This is a genomic window from Smaragdicoccus niigatensis DSM 44881 = NBRC 103563 (assembly GCF_000380645.1).
GTDB lineage: Bacteria > Actinomycetota > Actinomycetes > Mycobacteriales > Mycobacteriaceae > Smaragdicoccus > Smaragdicoccus niigatensis.
In genome coordinates, this window is the sequence record NZ_AQXZ01000015.1 from 289,437 (window position 1) to 308,508 (window position 19,072).

At 64.3% G+C, this 19,072-nt stretch carries 22 protein-coding genes; 2 read left to right on the forward strand and 20 right to left on the reverse strand.

Annotation, left to right across the window (positions count from 1 at the left end; genetic code table 11):
* Positions 1-13: 13 nt before the first annotated feature.
* Positions 14-409 carry a nuclear transport factor 2 family protein gene (locus F600_RS0110025; RefSeq protein ID WP_018160479.1) on the reverse strand — a complete coding sequence of 132 codons (396 nt, stop codon included), beginning with the start codon at positions 407-409 and terminating at the stop codon, positions 14-16.
* 170 nt (positions 410-579) lie between these two features.
* Between F600_RS0110025 and F600_RS0110030 the strand changes: the two genes are divergently transcribed.
* Positions 580-1,158 carry a hypothetical protein gene (locus F600_RS0110030; RefSeq protein ID WP_018160480.1) on the forward strand — a complete coding sequence of 193 codons (579 nt, stop codon included), beginning with the start codon at positions 580-582 and terminating at the stop codon, positions 1,156-1,158.
* A gap of 203 nt (positions 1,159-1,361) precedes the next feature.
* On the opposite strand, the gene hadA is transcribed toward F600_RS0110030, so the two are convergent.
* The 4 genes from hadA to F600_RS0110055 form a co-directional block, all read right to left on the reverse strand.
* Positions 1,362-1,907 (reverse strand): (3R)-hydroxyacyl-ACP dehydratase subunit HadA, encoded by a 546-nt coding sequence (hadA, locus tag F600_RS0110040; protein ID WP_018160482.1) that lies wholly within the window; start codon positions 1,905-1,907, stop codon positions 1,362-1,364.
* Positions 1,904-2,776 carry a cyclopropane mycolic acid synthase family methyltransferase gene (locus F600_RS0110045; protein WP_018160483.1) on the reverse strand — a complete coding sequence of 291 codons (873 nt, stop codon included), beginning with the start codon at positions 2,774-2,776 and terminating at the stop codon, positions 1,904-1,906. Before F600_RS0110045 ends, hadA begins: the two co-directional genes overlap by 4 nt.
* Before the next feature lie 420 nt (positions 2,777-3,196).
* Entirely contained in the window at positions 3,197-3,964 is a 768-nt protein-coding gene (locus F600_RS0110050; protein WP_018160484.1) for an SGNH/GDSL hydrolase family protein, read from the reverse strand.
* Between the two features lie 120 nt (positions 3,965-4,084).
* Positions 4,085-6,616, reverse strand: coding sequence for an ATP-dependent Clp protease ATP-binding subunit (locus F600_RS0110055; protein WP_018160485.1), 2,532 nt, complete (start codon positions 6,614-6,616; stop codon positions 4,085-4,087).
* A gap of 307 nt (positions 6,617-6,923) precedes the next feature.
* Between F600_RS0110055 and F600_RS0110060 the strand changes: the two genes are divergently transcribed.
* Entirely contained in the window at positions 6,924-7,841 is a 918-nt protein-coding gene (locus F600_RS0110060; protein ID WP_018160486.1) for an alpha/beta fold hydrolase, read from the forward strand.
* A gap of 10 nt (positions 7,842-7,851) precedes the next feature.
* Here the strand turns inward: F600_RS0110060 and F600_RS0110065 are convergent, their stop codons facing one another.
* From F600_RS0110065 to folE, 15 genes are all read right to left on the reverse strand, one after another.
* Positions 7,852-8,136, reverse strand: coding sequence for a hypothetical protein (locus tag F600_RS0110065; RefSeq protein ID WP_018160487.1), 285 nt, complete (start codon positions 8,134-8,136; stop codon positions 7,852-7,854).
* Positions 8,136-9,536 (reverse strand): ABC1 kinase family protein, encoded by a 1,401-nt coding sequence (locus F600_RS0110070; protein ID WP_018160488.1) that lies wholly within the window; start codon positions 9,534-9,536, stop codon positions 8,136-8,138. The genes F600_RS0110065 and F600_RS0110070 overlap by 1 nt, the downstream gene beginning before the upstream one ends.
* Positions 9,537-9,769: 233 nt before the next feature.
* On the reverse strand, positions 9,770-10,123 hold the full coding sequence (locus F600_RS0110075; RefSeq protein WP_018160489.1) for a histone-like nucleoid-structuring protein Lsr2: 354 nt from the start codon (positions 10,121-10,123) through the stop codon (positions 9,770-9,772).
* Positions 10,124-10,256: 133 nt separating this feature from the next.
* Complete coding sequence (lysS, locus tag F600_RS0110080; protein ID WP_018160490.1) at positions 10,257-11,762, reverse strand: lysine--tRNA ligase; 1,506 nt, start codon at positions 11,760-11,762, stop codon at positions 10,257-10,259.
* 65 nt (positions 11,763-11,827) lie between these two features.
* Complete coding sequence (locus tag F600_RS0110085; protein WP_018160491.1) at positions 11,828-12,241, reverse strand: rhodanese-like domain-containing protein; 414 nt, start codon at positions 12,239-12,241, stop codon at positions 11,828-11,830.
* Complete coding sequence (locus F600_RS0110090; RefSeq protein WP_018160492.1) at positions 12,241-12,834, reverse strand: cysteine dioxygenase; 594 nt, start codon at positions 12,832-12,834, stop codon at positions 12,241-12,243. Before F600_RS0110090 ends, F600_RS0110085 begins: the two co-directional genes overlap by 1 nt.
* A gap of 182 nt (positions 12,835-13,016) precedes the next feature.
* The gene (locus tag F600_RS0110095; RefSeq protein WP_018160493.1) at positions 13,017-13,829 is read right to left on the reverse strand and encodes a type III pantothenate kinase; all 813 of its coding nucleotides are present in this window, start codon (positions 13,827-13,829) and stop codon (positions 13,017-13,019) included.
* Position 13,830: 1 nt separating this feature from the next.
* The gene (gene panD / locus F600_RS0110100) at positions 13,831-14,250 is read right to left on the reverse strand and encodes an aspartate 1-decarboxylase (RefSeq protein WP_026306375.1); all 420 of its coding nucleotides are present in this window, start codon (positions 14,248-14,250) and stop codon (positions 13,831-13,833) included.
* A 14-nt stretch (positions 14,251-14,264) separates the two neighbouring features.
* Positions 14,265-15,185: a pantoate--beta-alanine ligase gene (gene panC / locus F600_RS0110105; RefSeq protein WP_156024523.1), complete on the reverse strand. Its 921-nt coding sequence runs from the start codon at positions 15,183-15,185 to the stop codon at positions 14,265-14,267.
* A complete protein-coding gene (locus F600_RS0110110; RefSeq protein WP_026306376.1) occupies positions 15,185-16,105 on the reverse strand; it encodes a Rossmann-like and DUF2520 domain-containing protein in 921 nt (306 codons plus the stop codon). The genes panC and F600_RS0110110 overlap by 1 nt, the downstream gene beginning before the upstream one ends.
* A 127-nt stretch (positions 16,106-16,232) precedes the next feature.
* Positions 16,233-16,709: a DUF3180 domain-containing protein gene (locus tag F600_RS0110115; RefSeq protein WP_018160497.1), complete on the reverse strand. Its 477-nt coding sequence runs from the start codon at positions 16,707-16,709 to the stop codon at positions 16,233-16,235.
* Positions 16,706-17,218: a 2-amino-4-hydroxy-6-hydroxymethyldihydropteridine diphosphokinase gene (gene folK, locus F600_RS0110120; protein ID WP_018160498.1), complete on the reverse strand. Its 513-nt coding sequence runs from the start codon at positions 17,216-17,218 to the stop codon at positions 16,706-16,708. The genes F600_RS0110115 and folK overlap by 4 nt, the downstream gene beginning before the upstream one ends.
* A complete protein-coding gene (folB, locus tag F600_RS0110125) occupies positions 17,215-17,595 on the reverse strand; it encodes a dihydroneopterin aldolase (protein ID WP_018160499.1) in 381 nt (126 codons plus the stop codon). The genes folK and folB overlap by 4 nt, the downstream gene beginning before the upstream one ends.
* Positions 17,588-18,400, reverse strand: a complete 813-nt coding sequence (folP, locus tag F600_RS0110130; protein WP_040631095.1) for a dihydropteroate synthase — start codon at positions 18,398-18,400, stop codon at positions 17,588-17,590. Before folP ends, folB begins: the two co-directional genes overlap by 8 nt.
* Positions 18,401-18,450: 50 nt before the next feature.
* Complete coding sequence (gene folE / locus F600_RS0110135) at positions 18,451-19,071, reverse strand: GTP cyclohydrolase I FolE (RefSeq protein ID WP_018160501.1); 621 nt, start codon at positions 19,069-19,071, stop codon at positions 18,451-18,453.
* Position 19,072 lies beyond the last annotated feature (1 nt).

Sequence of the window (19,072 nt, forward strand, 5' to 3'; positions counted from 1 at the left end):
GCTGTGATTGTCGCTACTTCGCGGCTTCCATCGCCGCCATCGCCTCGGCGAATTTGACCTTCATCTTCTCCGCGAACATGCCGACGACACGCAGCGGACGGAGCATCACGGTGAACTCGGTGATCTTGCCTTCGGAGTTCATGGTGAGGAAATCGCAGCCTTGCATGTCCAGCCCGTCGATCTGGCAACCGAAGACGAGGGCGTGGTCGTTGGAGCCCTCGGCGCCGATCTCACGTTGGTAGTGGAAGTTCTCGAAGATCTGGATGACCGTCCCGAGGATCATCCCGACGACGAACTTGCCCTGGTACGGCTTGTGGGCGACTGGGCTGTAGAAGACCACGTCATCGGCGAGCAGGTTGGCGATGGCCTCGTAGTCACGAGCTTCCACGGCAGCGCGGAACGGGTGCATGACGTCTCCTTGGTATGCAGTTAGGTGCATATGCACTTCGTTTCATAACCTAGAGAACGCGGCCAGCGCTCGTCAATACCTCGCACCGATTGTCCGATGTCGACTAACAGACGGTCCCGCAGTCTCGATAGACCCAGTGAAGGCTCCCTTCCACTGGCGCGGGGGTACCGATGGCGGCTTCCACTTTTCGACGACTTGCGATTGTCGGTGCCGCGAGCACCGCCCTCTTGACTTCCTGCACGGGCAACGACCCGCCAACTGACGCAACCAGACCGTGTCAGCTGAAGAACGCCGCGTACGGCGACCTCGTCATCGGTTCCGATGTTCCACCCACGGGAACGATCACCATCAGTCCCACCACTCCAGCCGAACAACCCGCCCAGCCGGTCAACGTCGGGGTCGACGTGACCGTCCGAAATGCACATGTCAATCTGCGATTCTCCGGCGATGGACCGGTGTCATGGTCCGCCCGACCCGTCGCAATCGCACTCGACTCCTCGACCGGCGGTGTGCTGGCGCTCAGCGGAACCTGCCTCGTCCAGCTCGACATCTGGGGCGTGACCTCCAGCTACCTGGATGGCATCGAAAGGACGCTGGGATCGCCGGCCGACCAGGTCGCCGATGTAGTCCGACTGCCCCGCAAAGGCGACCTGACCCAGGTGTTCATCGGTTTTAGATCCACCGACGCCGTCGAAGTACTGACCGGCGAAAGTCGCACCCCGTCGCTGACCGTCACGTCGAGCGACTAACCCGAGAGCTGCGTCACCCCAGCGCATCCATTCTCGATGCCGCAGCGAACACCCCCTGAACGACTTCGCCGTCCGAGGAGGTAACACATGAGCTACGGCACCAGGCAGTACTTGATTGCCTCGCTCAATCTGACGGCCGCGCTGGTCGCGCCGACGTTGGCCGGGTTCTGGCTGACTTTTCACTGAGCGCCCGGCCGAACGAATCACAAGTGCGTGGAATGCATCATTACCCGCTTCGCCGTGTCCACCATGACGTCGTCGACCTCATCGCCCGGGCGTGCCACGACGGTTGTATAGGTCGTGAGCAGCAACTCTCCCCTCTGGTTGTGGACGAGCGCCTTGAGACAGATGATGTCGGTCCCAGCCATCTGGCGAAAGGAATGGATAGAGCAGTCACAGGTGAGGCGATCCCCCACCGTGATTGCCTGGTGGAACTCCATGACCTGTTCGGTGTGCAGTACCCGGCTCAGGTCATAGCTCACCGCGACCTCGCCGAACATCTTGCTCAGTCCGACGAGGGAGATGAAGGTCAGCGGCGCGACGAGGTTGTCGTGGCCAAGTTCCTCCGCGGCACCCTCATCCCAATGAGCGGGGTGGTAATCCTGTACCGCGCGGGCATATTCGCGTACCTTCTCGCGTCCCACTTCATAGAAGTCGAGGAAGCGGTGCTGGAGTTCGAGCACCTCGGGTAGGCCCGGGGCCGACGGCATTACTGCCGCCAACCCCGGGCTGTCGAGCTCGTCGATCATGCGTCCGGCGACTTCCGGAGCGTGAACTGCATGACGTCGATGTACCCGCGGCGGAACATGTCCGCGCACCCGGTGAGGTACTTGATGTAGCGGTCGTACATCTCCTCGGAGTGGATCGCGATCGCTTCTTCGCGGCGTGCAGCGAGGCGACCCGCCCACTCGTCGAGCGTTCGCGCGTAATGCAGTTGCAGCGGATGGATACGCGCAACCTCGAATCCCGCCCGTTCCGCATGAGCGACGACTTGCTCCGGCCGCGGCAATTGCCCGCCGGGGAAGATCTCGGTGACGATGAACCTCGAAAACTGCAGGACGTCACGAGTGAGCGGAAGACCGAGCTCGCGCAAGGTTTGCCGAGAGTACGCAGTGATGGTGTGCAGCAGCATCGTTCCGTCCGGCGGCAGTGCCCGATAGGCGAAATCGAAGAATTCGTCATAGCGCTCGAACCGGAAGTGCTCGAACGCACCGATACTGACGATTCGATCGACCTTGCCGTCGAATTCCTCCCAGCCGTTGAGCCGAACTTCCGCCGACCGCCCCGAGTCGAGACCATCGAGTACGCCACTGACCGCACGGAACTGGTTATTGCTCAGGGTGAGTCCGATGACGTTGACGTCGTGTTGTTGCACGGCCCGCTGGAGCAGCGCGCCCCATCCACACCCGATGTCGAGCAGGGTCATGCCCGGCTGCAGATCGCATTTACCGAGGGCGAGGTCGATTTTCGCGAGCTGCGCCTCTTCGAGGGTCAGATCGTCGCGCTCGAAGTACGCGCAGCTGTAGGTCCGAGAAGGATCGAGGAATAGATCGAAGAACTCGTCCGACAGGTCGTAGTGAGTCTGGACATCGATATAGAACGGTTTCAAATCCGTCATGGCACGCCTTTGAGAGAAGTGACGGTTAAGGCGCAATCCCCACCTGATCGCACTTTTCGTCAAAGGTTTTTGTTGTGGTTGTCGAACTCGGCCGACAGGGACCGAACCTACGCCGCTGATGTTCCGCAGCCAGTGATGCTGTCGGCGTGCCGGACGAACTTTCACCGCGAGGAGAAATCCGGCGACGGCGATTACGGCGGTAGCCAGCGGGTACATAACCGCAAAAGATTTCGAGATCGGACCAATCCGACCCGATGAGGGCTCCGAACAGTAAGTGGAAACTCCAACTCGACGGTGCCATGCACCGTCCTCGAGCCGCCGGCCGCCAAGTCAACCCACCTGACGAAGCGGTCGGCGTAGCCCGGCTGGTCGTCCGTCAGACCGACCAGCCGGGCCCAAAAACCTTGGCCCCGCCGGCCCCTACGCGACCGCGACCGGTGACAACACCGGGCGCTTCGCAGTGATGCCATCTCCCGACGACCTGCCGGTCGCACGACGCATCAGCCAGGGGGTGAGATGGACCGCCGCCCAGCGGGCTTCGCGTCCAACCCGCTTCGGCAAGGATCGACGCGGCAGCTCTGGAAGCGGCACCTGCCAGTCGCTGCTACTCCCGGGCAGGCGCAACGTGTCAGCGAAGGCTGCGGCGATGCCCGCGTGCCCGAGCGGGCTCGCGTGGAGGCGATCCGGGCTCCAGTACCGCTCATCGCAGATCGCCGGATACGGCGCGCAGTCGACCACCAGGACGCCGTGCTGTGGCGCCACCTCGCGGATCGCGTCGTTCAAGGCGAAGACGCGGGGACGCAGACCACGGGCCAGCGGCATCACCAAGCCGACGTCCGGGAAGGTGCACGTCACGACGGTGGCGCCGGTTTCCCGCAGCGCCACGAACATCGTTTCCAGTTCCGCGACCGTCGCTGCGATATCAGCGCCCGGCCGCAGCACATCGTTCATTCCGGCGACGCACGTGACCAGGTCAGGTTTGAGCGCCACGGCGGCGTCTAGCTGCTCCGCGCGCACCTGTGGAGCCTTCTTGCCGCGCACCGCGAGGTTCGCGTAGTGCAGGTCCGGGTTCACCGCGGCCAGTTGCTCCGCCAGCCGATCTGCCCAGCCGCGAAAGCCTCCGCGACCGTCCGGATCGTTCAAACCTTCGGTCTGACTGTCGCCCATCGCGACATAGCGACTGAACACCTATGCACTCCTGTTCATATGCACTTCGTTGCATACCGAACGTAGTGGTGGTCTCGCAAGCCGTCAAGAACAAAAGACCGCGCCAGCCGGATGGCTGGCGCGGTCCCTGGTGCGTGGTGACTACTCGTTGGCGGCGAGCACCGGCTCTTCCTCGCCCGAAGATGCGGCCGGAGCCTTGGCCTCACCCTTGAACGTGAACTTCGCGTTCTCGCCCTGACCTTCGCCGTCCCAGTTGTCGACGTCGACGGTCACGACCTGACCAGCGTGGATGTCGCCGAAGAGGATCTTCTCCGACAGCTGGTCCTCGATCTCGCGCTGAATCGTGCGTCGCAGCGGGCGAGCACCGAGCACGGGGTCGAATCCGCGCTTGGCAAGGAGCGCCTTCGCCTGCGGTGTCGCGACGAGGTCCATGTCCTTGTTCTTGAGCTGCTTCTCGACGCGAGCCAGCATCAGGTCGACCATCATGACAATCTGATCGGTCGTCAGCTGGTGGAACACGATGATGTCGTCGATACGGTTCAAGAACTCCGGACGGAAGTGCTTCTTCAGCTCGTCGTGGACCTTGTTCTTCATCCGCTCGTAGTTGCTGCCCTCGACATTGCTTGCCGCGAAGCCGAGACCAACAGCCTTCGAGATGTCGGACGTACCGAGGTTCGAGGTGAAGATCAGCACGGTGTTCTTGAAGTCGACCGTGCGACCCTGACCGTCGGTCAGACGGCCATCCTCGAGGACCTGCAGGAGCGTGTTGTAGATCTCCTGGTGGGCTTTCTCGATCTCGTCGAACAGGACGACGGAGAACGGCTTGCGGCGCACCTTCTCGGTGAGCTGGCCACCCTCTTCGTAGCCGACGTATCCCGGAGGGGCACCGAACAGACGCGAGGCGGTGAACCGGTCGTGGAACTCACCCATGTCGATCTGGATCAGTGCATCGTCGTCGCCGAACAGGAAGTTCGCGAGGGCCTTCGACAGCTCGGTCTTACCGACACCCGAGGGGCCGGCGAAGATGAACGAACCGGACGGACGGCGCGGGTCCTTCAGACCAGCACGCGTACGACGGATCGCCTTCGCGACCGCGCGAACCGCGTCCTCCTGGCCGATGATCCGCTTGTGCAGCTCGTCCTCCATGCGGAGCAGACGCGTGGTCTCCTCCTCGGTGAGCTTGAACACCGGGATACCGGTCCAGTTCGCGAGGACCTCGGCGATCTGCTCCTCGTCGACCTCAGCGATGACGTCGAGGTCTCCCGAACGCCACTGCTTCTCGCGCTCAGCACGCTTGGCAACGAGCTGCTTCTCCTTGTCGCGGAGCGAGGCGGCCTTCTCGAAGTCCTGCGCGTCGATCGCGGACTCCTTCTCACGCCGAGCCTCGGCGATCTGCTCGTCGAAGTCACGCAGGTCCGGCGGAGCCGTCATGCGCTTGATGCGCATGCGCGCACCCGCCTCGTCGATCAGGTCGATCGCCTTGTCCGGCAAGAAGCGGTCGTTGATGTAGCGGTCCGCGAGGGTTGCCGCAGCGACCAGAGCCTGGTCGGTGATCGAAACGCGGTGGTGTGCCTCGTAACGGTCACGCAGACCACGCAGGATCTGGATGGTGTGCTCGACCGTCGGCTCGCCGACCTGAACCGGCTGGAACCGGCGCTCGAGAGCGGCGTCCTTCTCGATGTACTTGCGGTACTCGTCGAGGGTCGTCGCACCGATGGTCTGCAGCTCGCCACGAGCCAGCTTCGGCTTCAGGATGCTGGCGGCGTCGATCGCACCCTCGGCAGCACCGGCACCGACGAGAGTGTGCATCTCGTCGATGAACAGGATGATGTCGCCGCGGGTGTTGATCTCCTTGAGGACCTTCTTCAGGCGCTCTTCGAAGTCACCGCGGTAGCGGCTACCGGCGACCAGCGAGCCGAGGTCAAGCGTGTAGAGCTGCTTGTCCTTCAGCGTCTCGGGCACCTCGCCGTTGACGATCGCCTGAGCCAGGCCCTCGACGACAGCCGTCTTTCCGACACCGGGCTCACCGATCAGAACCGGGTTGTTCTTGGTACGGCGGCTCAGGACCTGCATCACGCGCTCGATTTCCTTCGAGCGACCGATGACCGGGTCGAGCTTGCCTTCCATCGCAGCCTGCGTCAGGTTGCGGCCGAACTGGTCGAGCACGAGCGACGTCGACGGCGTGCCTGCCTCGCCACGGCTTGCGCTTCCGGACTCGGAGGCCGGCTCCTTGCCCTGGTAGCCCGACAGCAGCTGGATGACCTGCTGGCGAACCCGGTTGAGGTCCGCGCCGAGCTTCTGCAGGACCTGCGCGGCGACACCCTCACCCTCGCGGATGAGGCCGAGCAGGATGTGCTCGGTACCGATGTAGTTGTGGCCGAGCTGAAGTGCTTCACGAAGGCTCAGCTCGAGAACCTTCTTCGCGCGTGGCGTGAACGGAATGTGCCCAGACGGGGCCTGCTGGCCCTGCCCGATGATCTCCTCCACCTGCGTGCGGACACCCTCGAGCGAGATACCCAACGACTCCAGCGACTTGGCGGCGACGCCTTCGCCCTCGTGGATCAGTCCCAGCAGGATGTGCTCGGTACCGATGTAGTTGTGGTTGAGCATCCGGGCTTCTTCTTGCGCCAGGACGACGACGCGCCGTGCGCGGTCGGTAAACCTCTCGAACATCGCTCTCCCCTACCTCTCGCTCCCAACACCACTCTAGTGGCCGGGTGTTCCGGCCGCCTTTAGATGGGGTCGGGGTTCCGTTGCGCACATGGCGTCCCCAGAGTGCACAGCACCGTCAGCCTAAAAGACTCAACGGCACTTGGCCCGTGATCGATCCCAAGATCCCGTCAGCCCTGAGCGAACGGCTCACCAAGGTGGGAAAACCCAACACCTCGGGAACTCCCACCCACCCTCAGGGTGCCTTAGAAATACCGCCGCAGACCGGCACATTAAGAGCATCGCCCCAACTACTCACCGGGAGAACGAAATGTCCGCCACCACCATCGAACTGAGCGCCCGCCGCTACTCGGTGACCACGGCGGACGGTGTCGAGCTCTCGGTGCGCGAATGGGGCCGCCGTTCGGCCGGCACGACCGTCGTTCTCCTGCACGGACACACCCTCCGCACCGAATGCTGGGGATTCGTCCGCCGTGAACTCATCGGGTCCGGTGCCGACGTCCGCATCGTCGCCTACGACCACCGCGGCCACGGCAAGTCCAGCGAAGGCGAGTCCTCCACCTACACCGTCGAGCAGCTCGCCCGCGACCTGCGCACCGTCCTCGAGACCGCAGTACCGGCCGGACCGATCGTTCTCGTCGGCCACTCGATGGGTGCGATGGCCATCCTGAGCTTCGCCGCCCAGTTCCCGCTCGAAATCGGCTCACGCATCAGCGCGGTGGCTCTCATCTCGGGTGCCGCCGGCGGCCTGACCGCGACCCCGATGGGCCAAAAGCTGAACAACCCGGTCTTCCAGACCCTGCGTCACGCGGCATTGCTCGCCCCGGGCTTCATGACCCGCGCCAAGACGCTCGCCGCCCGCGCAGCCAAGAAGTACAGCCACGAAGCGGCCGGACCGCAGATGAAGTCCCTGACGGCAACGCTGCAGAACAAGACCCCGATCCGGACTCTGGCCGGCTTCCTCGGCAACTTCGCAAAGTTCGACGCGACCGACGCGCTCGAAATCCTGGGCGCCGTGCCGACAACGGTCATCTGCGGCACCGAAGACACCATGACCCCGGTCGAATTTTCATTGTCGATGGCGGCTCAGATTCCGGGTGCGCAGACTTCCATCGTCGAAGGCGCCGGACACGGGATCATCGTCGAGAATCCGGTTCCGGTCGCTAGCGCGATCGTGGACCTCGTCGAGGCAGTCGCGTCGGCATTCACCCTTCGGATCGCCGCATAAAGAACCTATTTCAGGTGTGCTTTTCCGACCGAGCGAGGTCATCGATCTTCCGCTCGATTCGCTCGAGCGTGTCCTCGACTTCCTCAAGCCGTTGCGAGACCGATCGAAGCCGGCCGAACAACCGGTTCACCTCGTCGGCGGTCGGCAGATTCAACGCCGACATGGTCGCGGTCTGGGTTTCCTGCGCCATTTCGCGGGCGTCCGCTATGGCGCGGATCACCGCTTTCCCAACCGAAGAATCCAGACCGACGTTGATGACTCGGAGTGCCGTGTCCGGGATCGATTTGCGGTCCATCACATCGCCGCCTTTCCTGGTCGGTCGCCGCGGCGGAATTCTGCCTCGATGACACCGAGTTCGGTCATTGGCTCGTCACCGTACAGCCACTCGCGAACGATGCGGTGCCAGTTGCCGGTCGCCCGCATGTGCCCCAGAGCGGCGAGCACCATGGCCAACATTCGCAGGATGAGCACCTGTTCTGTGGGCACCGACTGTTTCCGCGCGGCATCGAAGAATCCCGATGAGGGGTGGATGGTGGCCGCCAGCGCATCATTGGCGGTGTCGGGGTCCAGCGCGACCAGGTCGTCCTCGGCGGCCCACCAGAACAGGAGCTGAAAGAACTCGAGGGCGTCTTCCGCCGACATCGCTTTCGGGTCGGCCATGAACCCTTCCCGGATCAACGTGTCCCGCATGCGATCCGGATCGCCCTCGATCACTCCCCGCAGTACCGCGCGTTGAGTTTCCACCGACGCCTGGTCGAGGTGCTTGTACAGCCCGAAATCCAAGAACGCGACGCGGCCGTCGTCGCCGACGAGGAAGTTTCCGGGGTGTGGGTCCGGCGAAAACTGCCGGTGGAGGTAGACGCCGCCGACGTAGAAGCGGAACACGATCTCGCCCACGCGATTCCGCGTCGCCTCGTCCGCCTCCTTCAGCTCTTCGAACCGCATCCCCTCGTAGTACTCGGTGACCAGCACGTGCGGCCCGCAAAGTTCGGTGATGACGTCGGGAATAACGACGAACGGGTGACCGCGATATAGCCGCGCGACGCGGCGCTGATTCTGCGCCTCGAGCTCATAGTCGAGCTCTTCCTCGATCCGGTCCCGGATTTCACGCGTGAGCGATGCCACGTCCACGTTGGGTGTGAGGAGCTTCATCGCGCGCATGATCATCGCCATATTGCCGAGATCCGCGCGGATCGCCTTGTCCACGCCGGGGTATTGCACCTTGACGGCGACCTCCCGGCCGTCACGCAGTCGCGCCCGGTACACCTGACCGATCGACGCAGCGGCGAGCGGCGTCTCGTCGAACTCGGCGAACACCTTGCCGATCCGCTCACCGAGGTCCTGCTCGATGACCTTGCGCATCTTGTCGAACGACGCGTTCGGCGCGGAATCGCGCAGCTGCGCCATCATCTTCTGGATCTCGTCACGGACCTCTTCGGGGAACAAACCCGCGTCCATGATCGACAGCACCTGGCCGATCTTCATCGCCGCGCCGCGCATCGTGCCCAACGCCGCCACGAGGGCGCGCGCCGCCTCGATATGCCGCCGTTCGAGGGCCGCAGTTTTGCGTTCCTCACCGCGTCCAGCGACGGCAACTCTGGTACCCACTTGCCGTGCAGCCTGACCCGCAACGACCCGCCCCAGCATCGCGGCTCGACCTGCCCGCGAGGTCGGCATCCGCTTTTCGCTCGCCATCAGGCGGTCCGGAGGGATTGCATCGAGTCAGATGTCTGCATTGAGATCGACCCCTTGGCATCGTGGGCAAGGTGCGCATTGCCGCTCACAGCAGAAATGCAGCTATCTGCTCACTGTACGCGGGCGTTCGAGCTGGGCGATTTCCTTCAAAGTCGCCAGCTGATCTGGCAATCGAGATTCATACAGAAAAACGCCGGGGCAGTTGCCCCGGCGTTCTACTTTCAACAACCTGCTTACTTGGTCGCCTTGTTGTATGCCTCGGTGATCTCAGCCGAAATACGTCCACGCGCGGAAACCTTGTGCCCGTTGCGGCGGGCCCACTCGCGAATGGCGGCACTCTGCTCACGATCAACCGCGACGCGGTTCTTGGAGACCGGCTGGCCAGGGGTCTTGCTAGCGACCCGGCGGCCACCCGTGCGTCGGGCGTGAGCAATCCACACCTCGAGCTGCTCGCGGAGCTTGGCGGCGTTGAGCGACGAGAGATCGATCTCGTAGGAGACACCATCCAAACCGAACTCAACGGTCGTATCGGCCGTCGATTCACCGTCGACATCGTCAACGAGGGTGACGGTCACCTTCTTTGCCATTGGCTGCCTTCTGTGTCATTTGGACTTTTCCGTTCGGCGTCATCTTGCGGCGCCGTGTTACTGCCACAGAGAGTACCCTGCATTTCCAAATAATAAGAAGTCAAGTTTTATTTTTTCAATCAACGGTTGAGACTCAGCGCACCATCGGCTTGACAATTGGGAACAGGATGGTTTCTCGAATCCCCAAACCTGTGAGCGCCATTAGAAGCCGGTCGATTCCCATACCGGTTCCGGTGGTCGGCGGCATTGCATGTTCCATCGCCATGAGGAATTCTTCGTCGAGCGCCATCGCCTCGTCGTCACCGGCCCGCGCCAATCGCGCCTGATCGACAAAGCGCTCGCGTTGGATAACCGGGTCGACGAGCTCGGAATATCCCGTGGCCAGCTCAAATCCGCGCACGTACAAATCCCATTTCTCGGTGACGCCGGCCTTGCTGCGGTGCTGGCGCGTCAGCGGCGACGTCTCCACCGGGAAGTCCCGAACGAACGTGGGCGCGTAGAGCTTGTCCCCGTAGACGTGCTCCCACAGCTCTTCGACGAGCTTGCCGTGGCCGTAGCCCTTGTTTTCCGGAATTTCGAGGCCGACCTTGTCCGCGAGGGCCTTGAGCTCCTCGACGGTCGTCTCCGGAGTGACCTCGACCCCAATATTCTCCGAAAGTGACGGATACATCTCAACGGTGGCCCATTCGCCGCTGAGGTCGTACTCTGTGCCATCGGCCAAGGTCACCACCTGCGTGCCGAGTGCTTCCTGCGCCACTTCCTGGATCAATTCCCGCGTCATGACCGCGGAATCGTCGTAAGTGCCGTACGCCGCATAGGTCTCGAGCATGGCGAACTCGGGCGAGTGCGTCGCATCCGAGCCCTCATTCCGGAAGTTCCGGTTGATCTCGAAGACCCGCTCGATACCGCCCACGACGCAGCGCTTGAGAAACAGTTCCGGCGCGATGCGAAGGAACAGGTCCATATCGAGGGCGTTCGAGTGCGTCACGAACGGACGCGCGGCCGCACCGCCGTGCAGCGTCTGCAACATCGGGGTTTCGACCTCGAGGAAACCGCGGCGCTCGAGTGCATTTCGAAGCGCACGGACCACGGCCACGCGCTTGCGTGCCATTTCCCTGGCTTCCGGACGCACGATGAGATCGATATAACGCTGACGAACGCGGGATTCCTCGTTCATCTCTTTGTGCGCAACCGGCAAAGGTCGAAGCGACTTCGCGGCCATCGACCACTTTTCGGCCTGAACACTCAGTTCACCGCGGCGCGAGCTAATGACTTCACCCTCGACAAATACAAAGTCACCGAGGTCGACGTCCGTTTTCCACGCGGTCAGAGAATCGGCGCCGACATTCGCCAGGCTGAGCATTGCCTGGAGCTGCGTGCCGTCACCTTCTTGAAGTGTCGCAAAACACAGTTTTCCGGTATTGCGCATGAAGATGACTCGGCCTACAACGCCGACCTTCAGACCGGTTGCAGTATCGGGTTCGAGATTTGGGAATTGTGTCCGAATCTCAGCGAGGGTGTGGGTGCGCGGAACGACCACCGGGTACGGCTCAATTCCCTCAGCCAGCAGCCGGTCGCGCTTTTCGCGGCGGATGCGCAGCTGCTCGGGGAGGTCATCATTCAGGACGGCGTCGCTCACGATGCATAAGCGTAATGGTGATAACGCCCTGTCTCCCAACCGCAGGTGGTAGGGAGACAAGGCCGCTAGGCGAAAGCCAGAACTCGGCGGTAGTGCCAGGCACTGTCGGCGGCGTTGAGCAGGCCGGCGGCACGCAGCGCCTGGTACCCGCCGATGACGTCCGTGGCCTTGTGAATCCCGAGATCCTGCAACGCGGCGGCCGCCAGGCTCGACGTGTATCCCTCGGAGCAGACGATGACCCATTCGACGTCATGGTCGGTCGCGAGGCGCAGTTTCGCCGAACTCGTGGGGTCGAGGCGCCACTCGAGGACATTGCGTTCGATGACGAGCGCACCGGGCAGGGTGCCCTCGCGCAAACGTTGGGCGGCTGGCCGGATGTCCACCAGATGAGCCCCGCGGGCAACCGCCGCCGGGACGTCTTCGGCCGGCATGCGGCGGAGCCGACGCCGGGCGTTCTCGAGCATTTCGTCGATGGTCATCACTGCCACTCCTCGAAACGGGTCGCGATGCGCAGTTCGTGGTCATCGGCGGTGGTCAGTTCGGTGTGGGTCCGGCGCAGGGTTCCGCGGCCGGTGACCTCGTAGTAGGACATCGCCGTCAGCGGCGGCGAATACGCATGGACGCTGAGCGTCGGATCGAGCGGTCCGGCGTTGGGCGCCGACTCCGGTGCGCGAGTGACTTCATGCACCCAACCGAGCGGGAAAGCGGCCTGGTCCCCCGCGACGAGCACCCGCTCGCGCAGTTCCGAACCGGTCCAGCGCTCTTCGGTGACGGCGCCGCTGATCACCGTCAGCGCGCCGAGCGACCCCGCGTGGTCATGCAGGTCAGTCGAGCGTTCCGGAACCCAGCTGATGAGCCAGACGTCGAGGTCCTCGTCGGCGTACAGCCGGCGCGCCCACCGCTCCTCGGCCGGAAACTCGGCGGGGATCACATGATCGAACCGTCCCGACAAGACGTCATCGGCGGTCTCGTCGACGATGCGGAGAAGATCCGCAAGCCGGTAAGGGGTCGGAAGCGCGGAAGTGATCGGACGATCGGTACGCGAAATGGCAGAACTAGAAAAAGTGGACATGAACCCGTCTCCAGGGATTGTTGTTTGACAGCGCGTGCGGAACGCACGGCTTCAGGGCAGCTAGATGCTGCGACAACACTCCTGGGACATTCGGGTCACGAAATCCAGAGTAGCAACGACGTCAAGCGACGGCAGCTCACCCAAGGTGTGAATCCGGTCTCTCCTTGATAACGGAGCCCGCCTCAGGACGCCTGGCCCGCCTTACGGGGGCGTGCGCGCTCCTGATTGCGTTCGAAAACAAGGCGCAGGCCTTCGAGCGTGAGTTCCGGTTCGTGCGACTCGATCGTCGACGATTCGGGCACGATCAGAGCCGCGGCATCCCCGGTCGCGATGACCGCGACATCCTGGCCAGGGAACTGGTCGGCGCGAATGCGATTGACCAAACCGTCGACCATTGCCGCGAATCCGAAGACCGCGCCCGACTGCATGCACTCGACGGTGTTCTTGCCGACGACCGACTTCGGCCGGATGAGCTCGACCTTGCGCAGGGCCGCTCCCCCGGACGCGAGCGCATCCATCGAGATGACAACGCCTGGCGCGATGACGCCGCCGAGAAACTCCCCCTTGGCCGACACGACGTCAACGCAGGTAGACGTACCGAAATCGACAACGATCGCGGCCGTGTCGTACAGGTAATTCGCGGCGAGGCTGTTGACGATCCGGTCGGCCCCGACTTCCTTCGGGTTGTCGACCAGCAGCGGCACGCCGGTGCGGACGCCGGGCTCGACGACGATGTGGGCCACGTGCGACCAGTACTTGGCCAGCATGAGGCGCACTTCGCGGAGCACCGACGGCACCGTCGACAGGGCGGCGACACCCGTGATGTGGTTCTCGTGCTGACCGATCAACCCGTGAATCTGCAGGGCGAGTTCGTCGGCCGTCATGCGCGGTTCGGTATGCACGCGCCAATCCGCGACGAGCTTCGCGTGCCCGCCGGTCCCCGAGAACAGGCCCAGAACCGTATGCGTGTTCCGGACGTCGATGGCCAGAAGCACGTCAGACTCGCTGCAGCTTCCGAGGGCTGATCAGGTCCGAGCCCTCTGGCGCGTGCGCCGGGTCGTTGCCGAGTTCGACCTGCTTGTTCTCGCCGTCGACGAACACGACGTTCGGCTTGAACGCCTTCGCCTCCGCGTCGTCCATCTGCGCGTATGCGATGAGGATGACGAGGTCGCCCGGGTTGACCAGGTGCGCGGCGGCGCCGTTGATGCCGATCACGCCCGAGCCGGGCTCACCGGCGATGACGTAGGTCTCGAGTCGAGCACCGTTGGTGATGTCGACGATCGCGACCTGTTCGCCTTCGAGGATGTCCGCAGCCGCCATCAGATCGGAGTCGACCGTGACCGACCCGACGTAGTGCAGGTCGGCGTGAGTCACCGTCGCGCGGTGAATCTTGGACTTCATCATGGTCCGGAGCATCGTTGCTTCCCTTCCTAGTGCACAGCCGCTGCGTCTGCAGCGGGCTGCTGGGCGTCGGCTTCCCCGCCGCCGATCACGATTCCAACGTTGTCGATGAGTCGAGTAGTCCCGACCCAAGCTGCGATGAGCATGCGTGCCTCGCCGTATTCGGGCACGTCACCGAGGTCTTTGCCACGTACTTCGAGGTAGTCGAGTTTGACCGCAGGCACCGCCGCGATGACCTCGTGAGCGGCCTTGAGTGCATCGTCCGGACCCCGCCACGACGAGCGGGCGCCGGCCAGCAGAGCCGCGGACAGAGCCAAGGCGGCTTCGCGCTGCTCCGCATCGAGGTAGCGGTTCCGCGAGGACATCGCCAGTCCGTCCCTTTCGCGAACGGTCGGGATGCCGATGATCTTGGTGTCGAAGTTCAGGTCCCGGACCATCTGCCGGATCAGCGCGAGCTGCTGGTAGTCCTTCTCCCCGAAGTACGCAGCGTTCGGCTGCGCGATCTGCAGCAGCTTCGCCACGACGGTGAGCATGCCGGCGAAGTGCGTGGGCCGGGTCTTGCCTTCGAGGTCGGCGCCGACCGGTCCGGCATGGACCATGGTGCGCGGACCGTCCGGGTACATCTCGTTCGCCGACGGCGCGAAGACGATCTCGACGCCCTCGCCCTTGAGCAGCTCGATGTCGGCGTCGAGGGTGCGCGGGTAGGCGTCGAGGTCCTCGTTGGCACCGAACTGCAGCGGGTTCACGAAGATCGACACGATGACGACGGCGTTCGTCTTCCGCGCCTGGCGAACCAGGTGCAGGTGACCTTCGTGCAGCGCACCCATGGTGGGAACCATCGCGACCTTGCGGCCGACACCACGCAGCGCCTTCGACACCGCGGTCACGATCGCGGGATCGTGGTGCACGGTCAGCTGACCGGGCACGAAGGAGCCTTGGAGCTTGGGGATCACAGCTTCTCCAGAACGTCGACGACATTGTCTTTTCCAGCGCGCTGCGCCGAACGCAGCGACATTGCGCGATACCCCGACGCGAGGTCCGGGTCCACTTCGTTCAGAACGTCGAGATGGGCACGCACCGCGGCGACGTCGCCACGAGCAACCGGTCCGGTGAGCGCCGAGAATCCGCGGCGAAGCGTGTTGTCGAGAGCCGCCGTGAGGAGCGGCGCGAGGACGCGCTCAGCGACACCGTTCGGGTCGGTGTCCACGAGCTGCTGTCCGAGCAGTTCATTGCCGGCGAGGGCCTCCCGGAGGGCGTCTACGGCGTCGGAAACCAGCGTGACCAGGTGATTGCTGCCGTGCGCAAGAGCGGCGTGATAGAGGGTGCGGTTGTGCTCGGCGACCCGCACCGGCTCGGCCCCCATCTCGATGACCAGTGCCTGGCCGATCGCGTCACCGATCTCGTCGGCGGCGGTGACCCCGAAGCAACAGTTCGCGAGGCGAGCAGTGTCTTCGTCCTTGCCGGAGAAGGTCATCGCGGGGTGCAGAGCGAGCGGGCGCGCACCCTGCCGGGTGAGGGGCGACAAGATGGAGATGCCGTTGGCCCCCGAGGTGTGCGCGACGACCGTTCCCGGACGCACGACACCGGTGGCGGCGAGGCCTTCGATGAGGCCGGCGAGTTCGGTATCGGGCACCGCGAGAATGAGCAGCTCCGCGTGTGCGGCGATGACATCAGGGGAAAGGATTTCGGCTTCGGGCAGACGAGTCTGAGCACGGTTGATCGACGCATCGGAAACTGCATTGACTCCGAATACGACATGACCAGCACGCTCCAGCGCTGCGCCGACCGCGGTCCCGACACGTCCCGCCGAAATGACTCCAACAGCCAATCGTGCGCGCGTGGGGCTTGCGGTCACCTCATGTGAGGCCACCTGAAGGTCCTTTCGGTTTTCCGTTCCAGTCCCGCACTGCGGGTACCAGACGTACAAATGTGAGCCTATCGAACCACGTGCGGCGCCGACAGTGAGTCAGGCGGTGATTACGCTCACTGGTGATTCGTCAGGACTGCGCGGCGGGTTCCTCGGGCGGTTCTTCCGGCATCTTGCAGCAGTACTCGAGCCACAGCGCCGCAGCGGTCAGCACGATCGCACCGACCAGTCCGACGAGGACTCCGGTTCGGTCTGACATCGCCGCTTTGAGTTCGGCCTGCTTCGCCACGACGAACCCGAGGAAACCCAGCCAGATACCGGTACTGGCCGCTCCGACCAGGGCCGATGCCTTCGCCAGCGCGACCGCTCGCGCAATGGTGATGGGGTGCAACTGCTCTCGCGCCTGCCCGATCTCTCGCTTGCCGAGCACGCGGGAGCGGATGAAGAAGGCCATCGCCACCTCGAGTGCCGCGACCGGGTAAAGCGAGCCGCCGGCCAGGGTCGTGATCGGCGGGAAGTCGGCATAGAAGACGCTCACCATGACGAACGCAATGACCGCTGCGAAGGCGCCCAGACCCAGCAGGTCGATGATGCGGGTCGGCTTCACTCCGGAACCTCGCTCAGCCGGAAATCGGTACGACGGACTCCCGCGACTTCATCGGCGGCGAGGTGCGCGACCAACGCTGCGACCGGTACTCGTTGCCCAGCGACCGAGAGCAGTGCGTTGGGTTCGACCGCGAGCCAAGGCACCAGCACGAAGGCACGCTCGTGGGCACGTGGATGCGGGAGCGTGAGCACGGGATCGGGCGAGACAACGCCATCGCAGTCGACGACATCGACGTCGAGCGTGCGCGGCCCCCAACGGACATCGCGCACGCGCCCGGCGTCGCGCTCGAGTTGATGCGCCACTCGCAGCCAGTCCATCGGCTCGAACGCCGGATCGGAGACCAGGACGATCGCGTTGAGGAAGTCGTCCTGTTCGACGCCACCCCACGCGGCCGTCTCGTAGATGGGCGAGATCGCCCGAACGCGTCGGCCGAGTCCATCGATGACCGACTGCAGCGCCGCCAGGCGGTCGCCGAGGTTGCCGCCGATCGAGAGCACCGCGTTGCTCATCGCTCGACCTCTGCGGTCGCGCGGGCCCGCCGAACCGTGACGGCCACGTCGGCGAATGTCAGCGGGATCGGCGCGGACGGCTTGTGCAGCGTCACCTCGACCTCGCGCACCCGCACGTCGGTGAGCACGTCCGCGGCGATCTCGGCGGCGACGGTCTCGATGAGGTTCCGCGGCGGACCAGCGATGATCGCCGCTGCGCGTTGGGCAAGGTCGCCGTAATCGAGGGTGTCGTTGAGGTCATCGGTCGAGGCTGCGATTGACAGGTCCATCCACACCGTCACGTCGACGATGAAGTCCTGGCCGTCGCGCCGTTCGTGGTCGAAGACGCCATGGTTTCCACGCACGGTGAGGCCGCGCAACGCGATGTGATCACTCATCGCCGGCCCCCATCGCGTCGACCGTGAGCAGTGCATCGCGGGTGGCGGTGACATCGTGCACGCGCACACCCCACGCACCGCGCTGGAAGGACAGCGCCGAAATCATCGCCGTCGCCACTTCCCTACCGTCCGGCGGGCGCGGCCCACGATCGTCGGCGAGAAGCGACCCGAGGAACCGCTTTCGCGAAGCACCGACGAGTATCGGGAAACCGAGACCCGTGAACTCGGGCAGCGCGGACAGCAGCTTCCAGTTGTGTTCGGCGTTCTTCGCGAATCCCAGCCCGGGGTCAAGGACGATCGCCGACTCACTGACACCGGCCGCAATCGCCACGTCGACCTGCGCGAGCAGCTCATCGCGGACCACGGCGACGACGTCGCCATACGACGGCACGTCGGGGTGATGGTGATGACCGGCGTCGGCGCGCCAGTGCATGAGGACCCAGCCCACGCCGGCATCGGCGACGAGCCGAGCCATCTCTCCGTCCGCACGACCGCCCGAAACGTCATTCACGGCCACGGCGCCCGCTTCGATCGCAGCCGCCGCGACGGACGCACGCATCGTGTCGACGCTGACCGGAATTCCCTCCGCGGCAAGTGCTTCGATGACCGGCCGGACGCGCGCCGCCTCCACCTCCGGGTCGACGCGATGGGCGCCCGGGCGCGTCGATTCGCCGCCGACGTCGATGATGGTCGCGCCCAAGGCGAAGAGCTCGCGACCGTGCTCGATCGCACGCTCAGCGGCGAGGAACTTACCGCCGTCGGAGAACGAATCGGCGGTCACATTCACGACGCCGAAGACGACCATGTCCTTCGCCCTACGGGATTCGTCGTACCGCCAGAACTCCGGCAGCACGGTCACCTGCGCAGGATCAGGTCGAGAGCCTCGGCCCGCGAAACCGAACTGGTCTGGAATTGGCCGCGAACCGCCGACGTCGTGGTGCTCGCGCCGGGCTTGCGAATGCCGCGCATCGCCATGCACAGGTGCTCGGCCTCGATGACGACGATGACTCCGCGCGGTTCGAGCTTGCGCATCACGGCGTCCGCGATCTGACTGGTCAGACGCTCCTGGACCTGCGGACGCTTCGCGTAGAGATCGACAACGCGGGCCAACTTCGACAACCCGGTCACCCGGCCGCTCGGCCCCGGGATGTAGCCGACGTGTGCGACCCCGTGGAACGAAACGAGGTGGTGTTCGCACGTCGAGTACATCGGGATGTCCCGAACGAGGACGAGCTCCTGATGCCCCTCGTCGAACGTGGTGTCGAGGACTTCGTCGGGGTTGCGGTAGAGCCCCGCGAACATCTCGCGGTAGGCGCGCGCCACCCGACCGGGGGTATCCACGAGCCCGGAACGATCCGGGTCTTCGCCGACCGCAAGGAGCAGCTCGCGAACTGCTGCCTCAGCACGTTCCTGGTCGAAAGGCCGACCGGTGTCGACCGCCTTCAGCTCAGGGCCGACGGAATCCTGCTTCGCCACC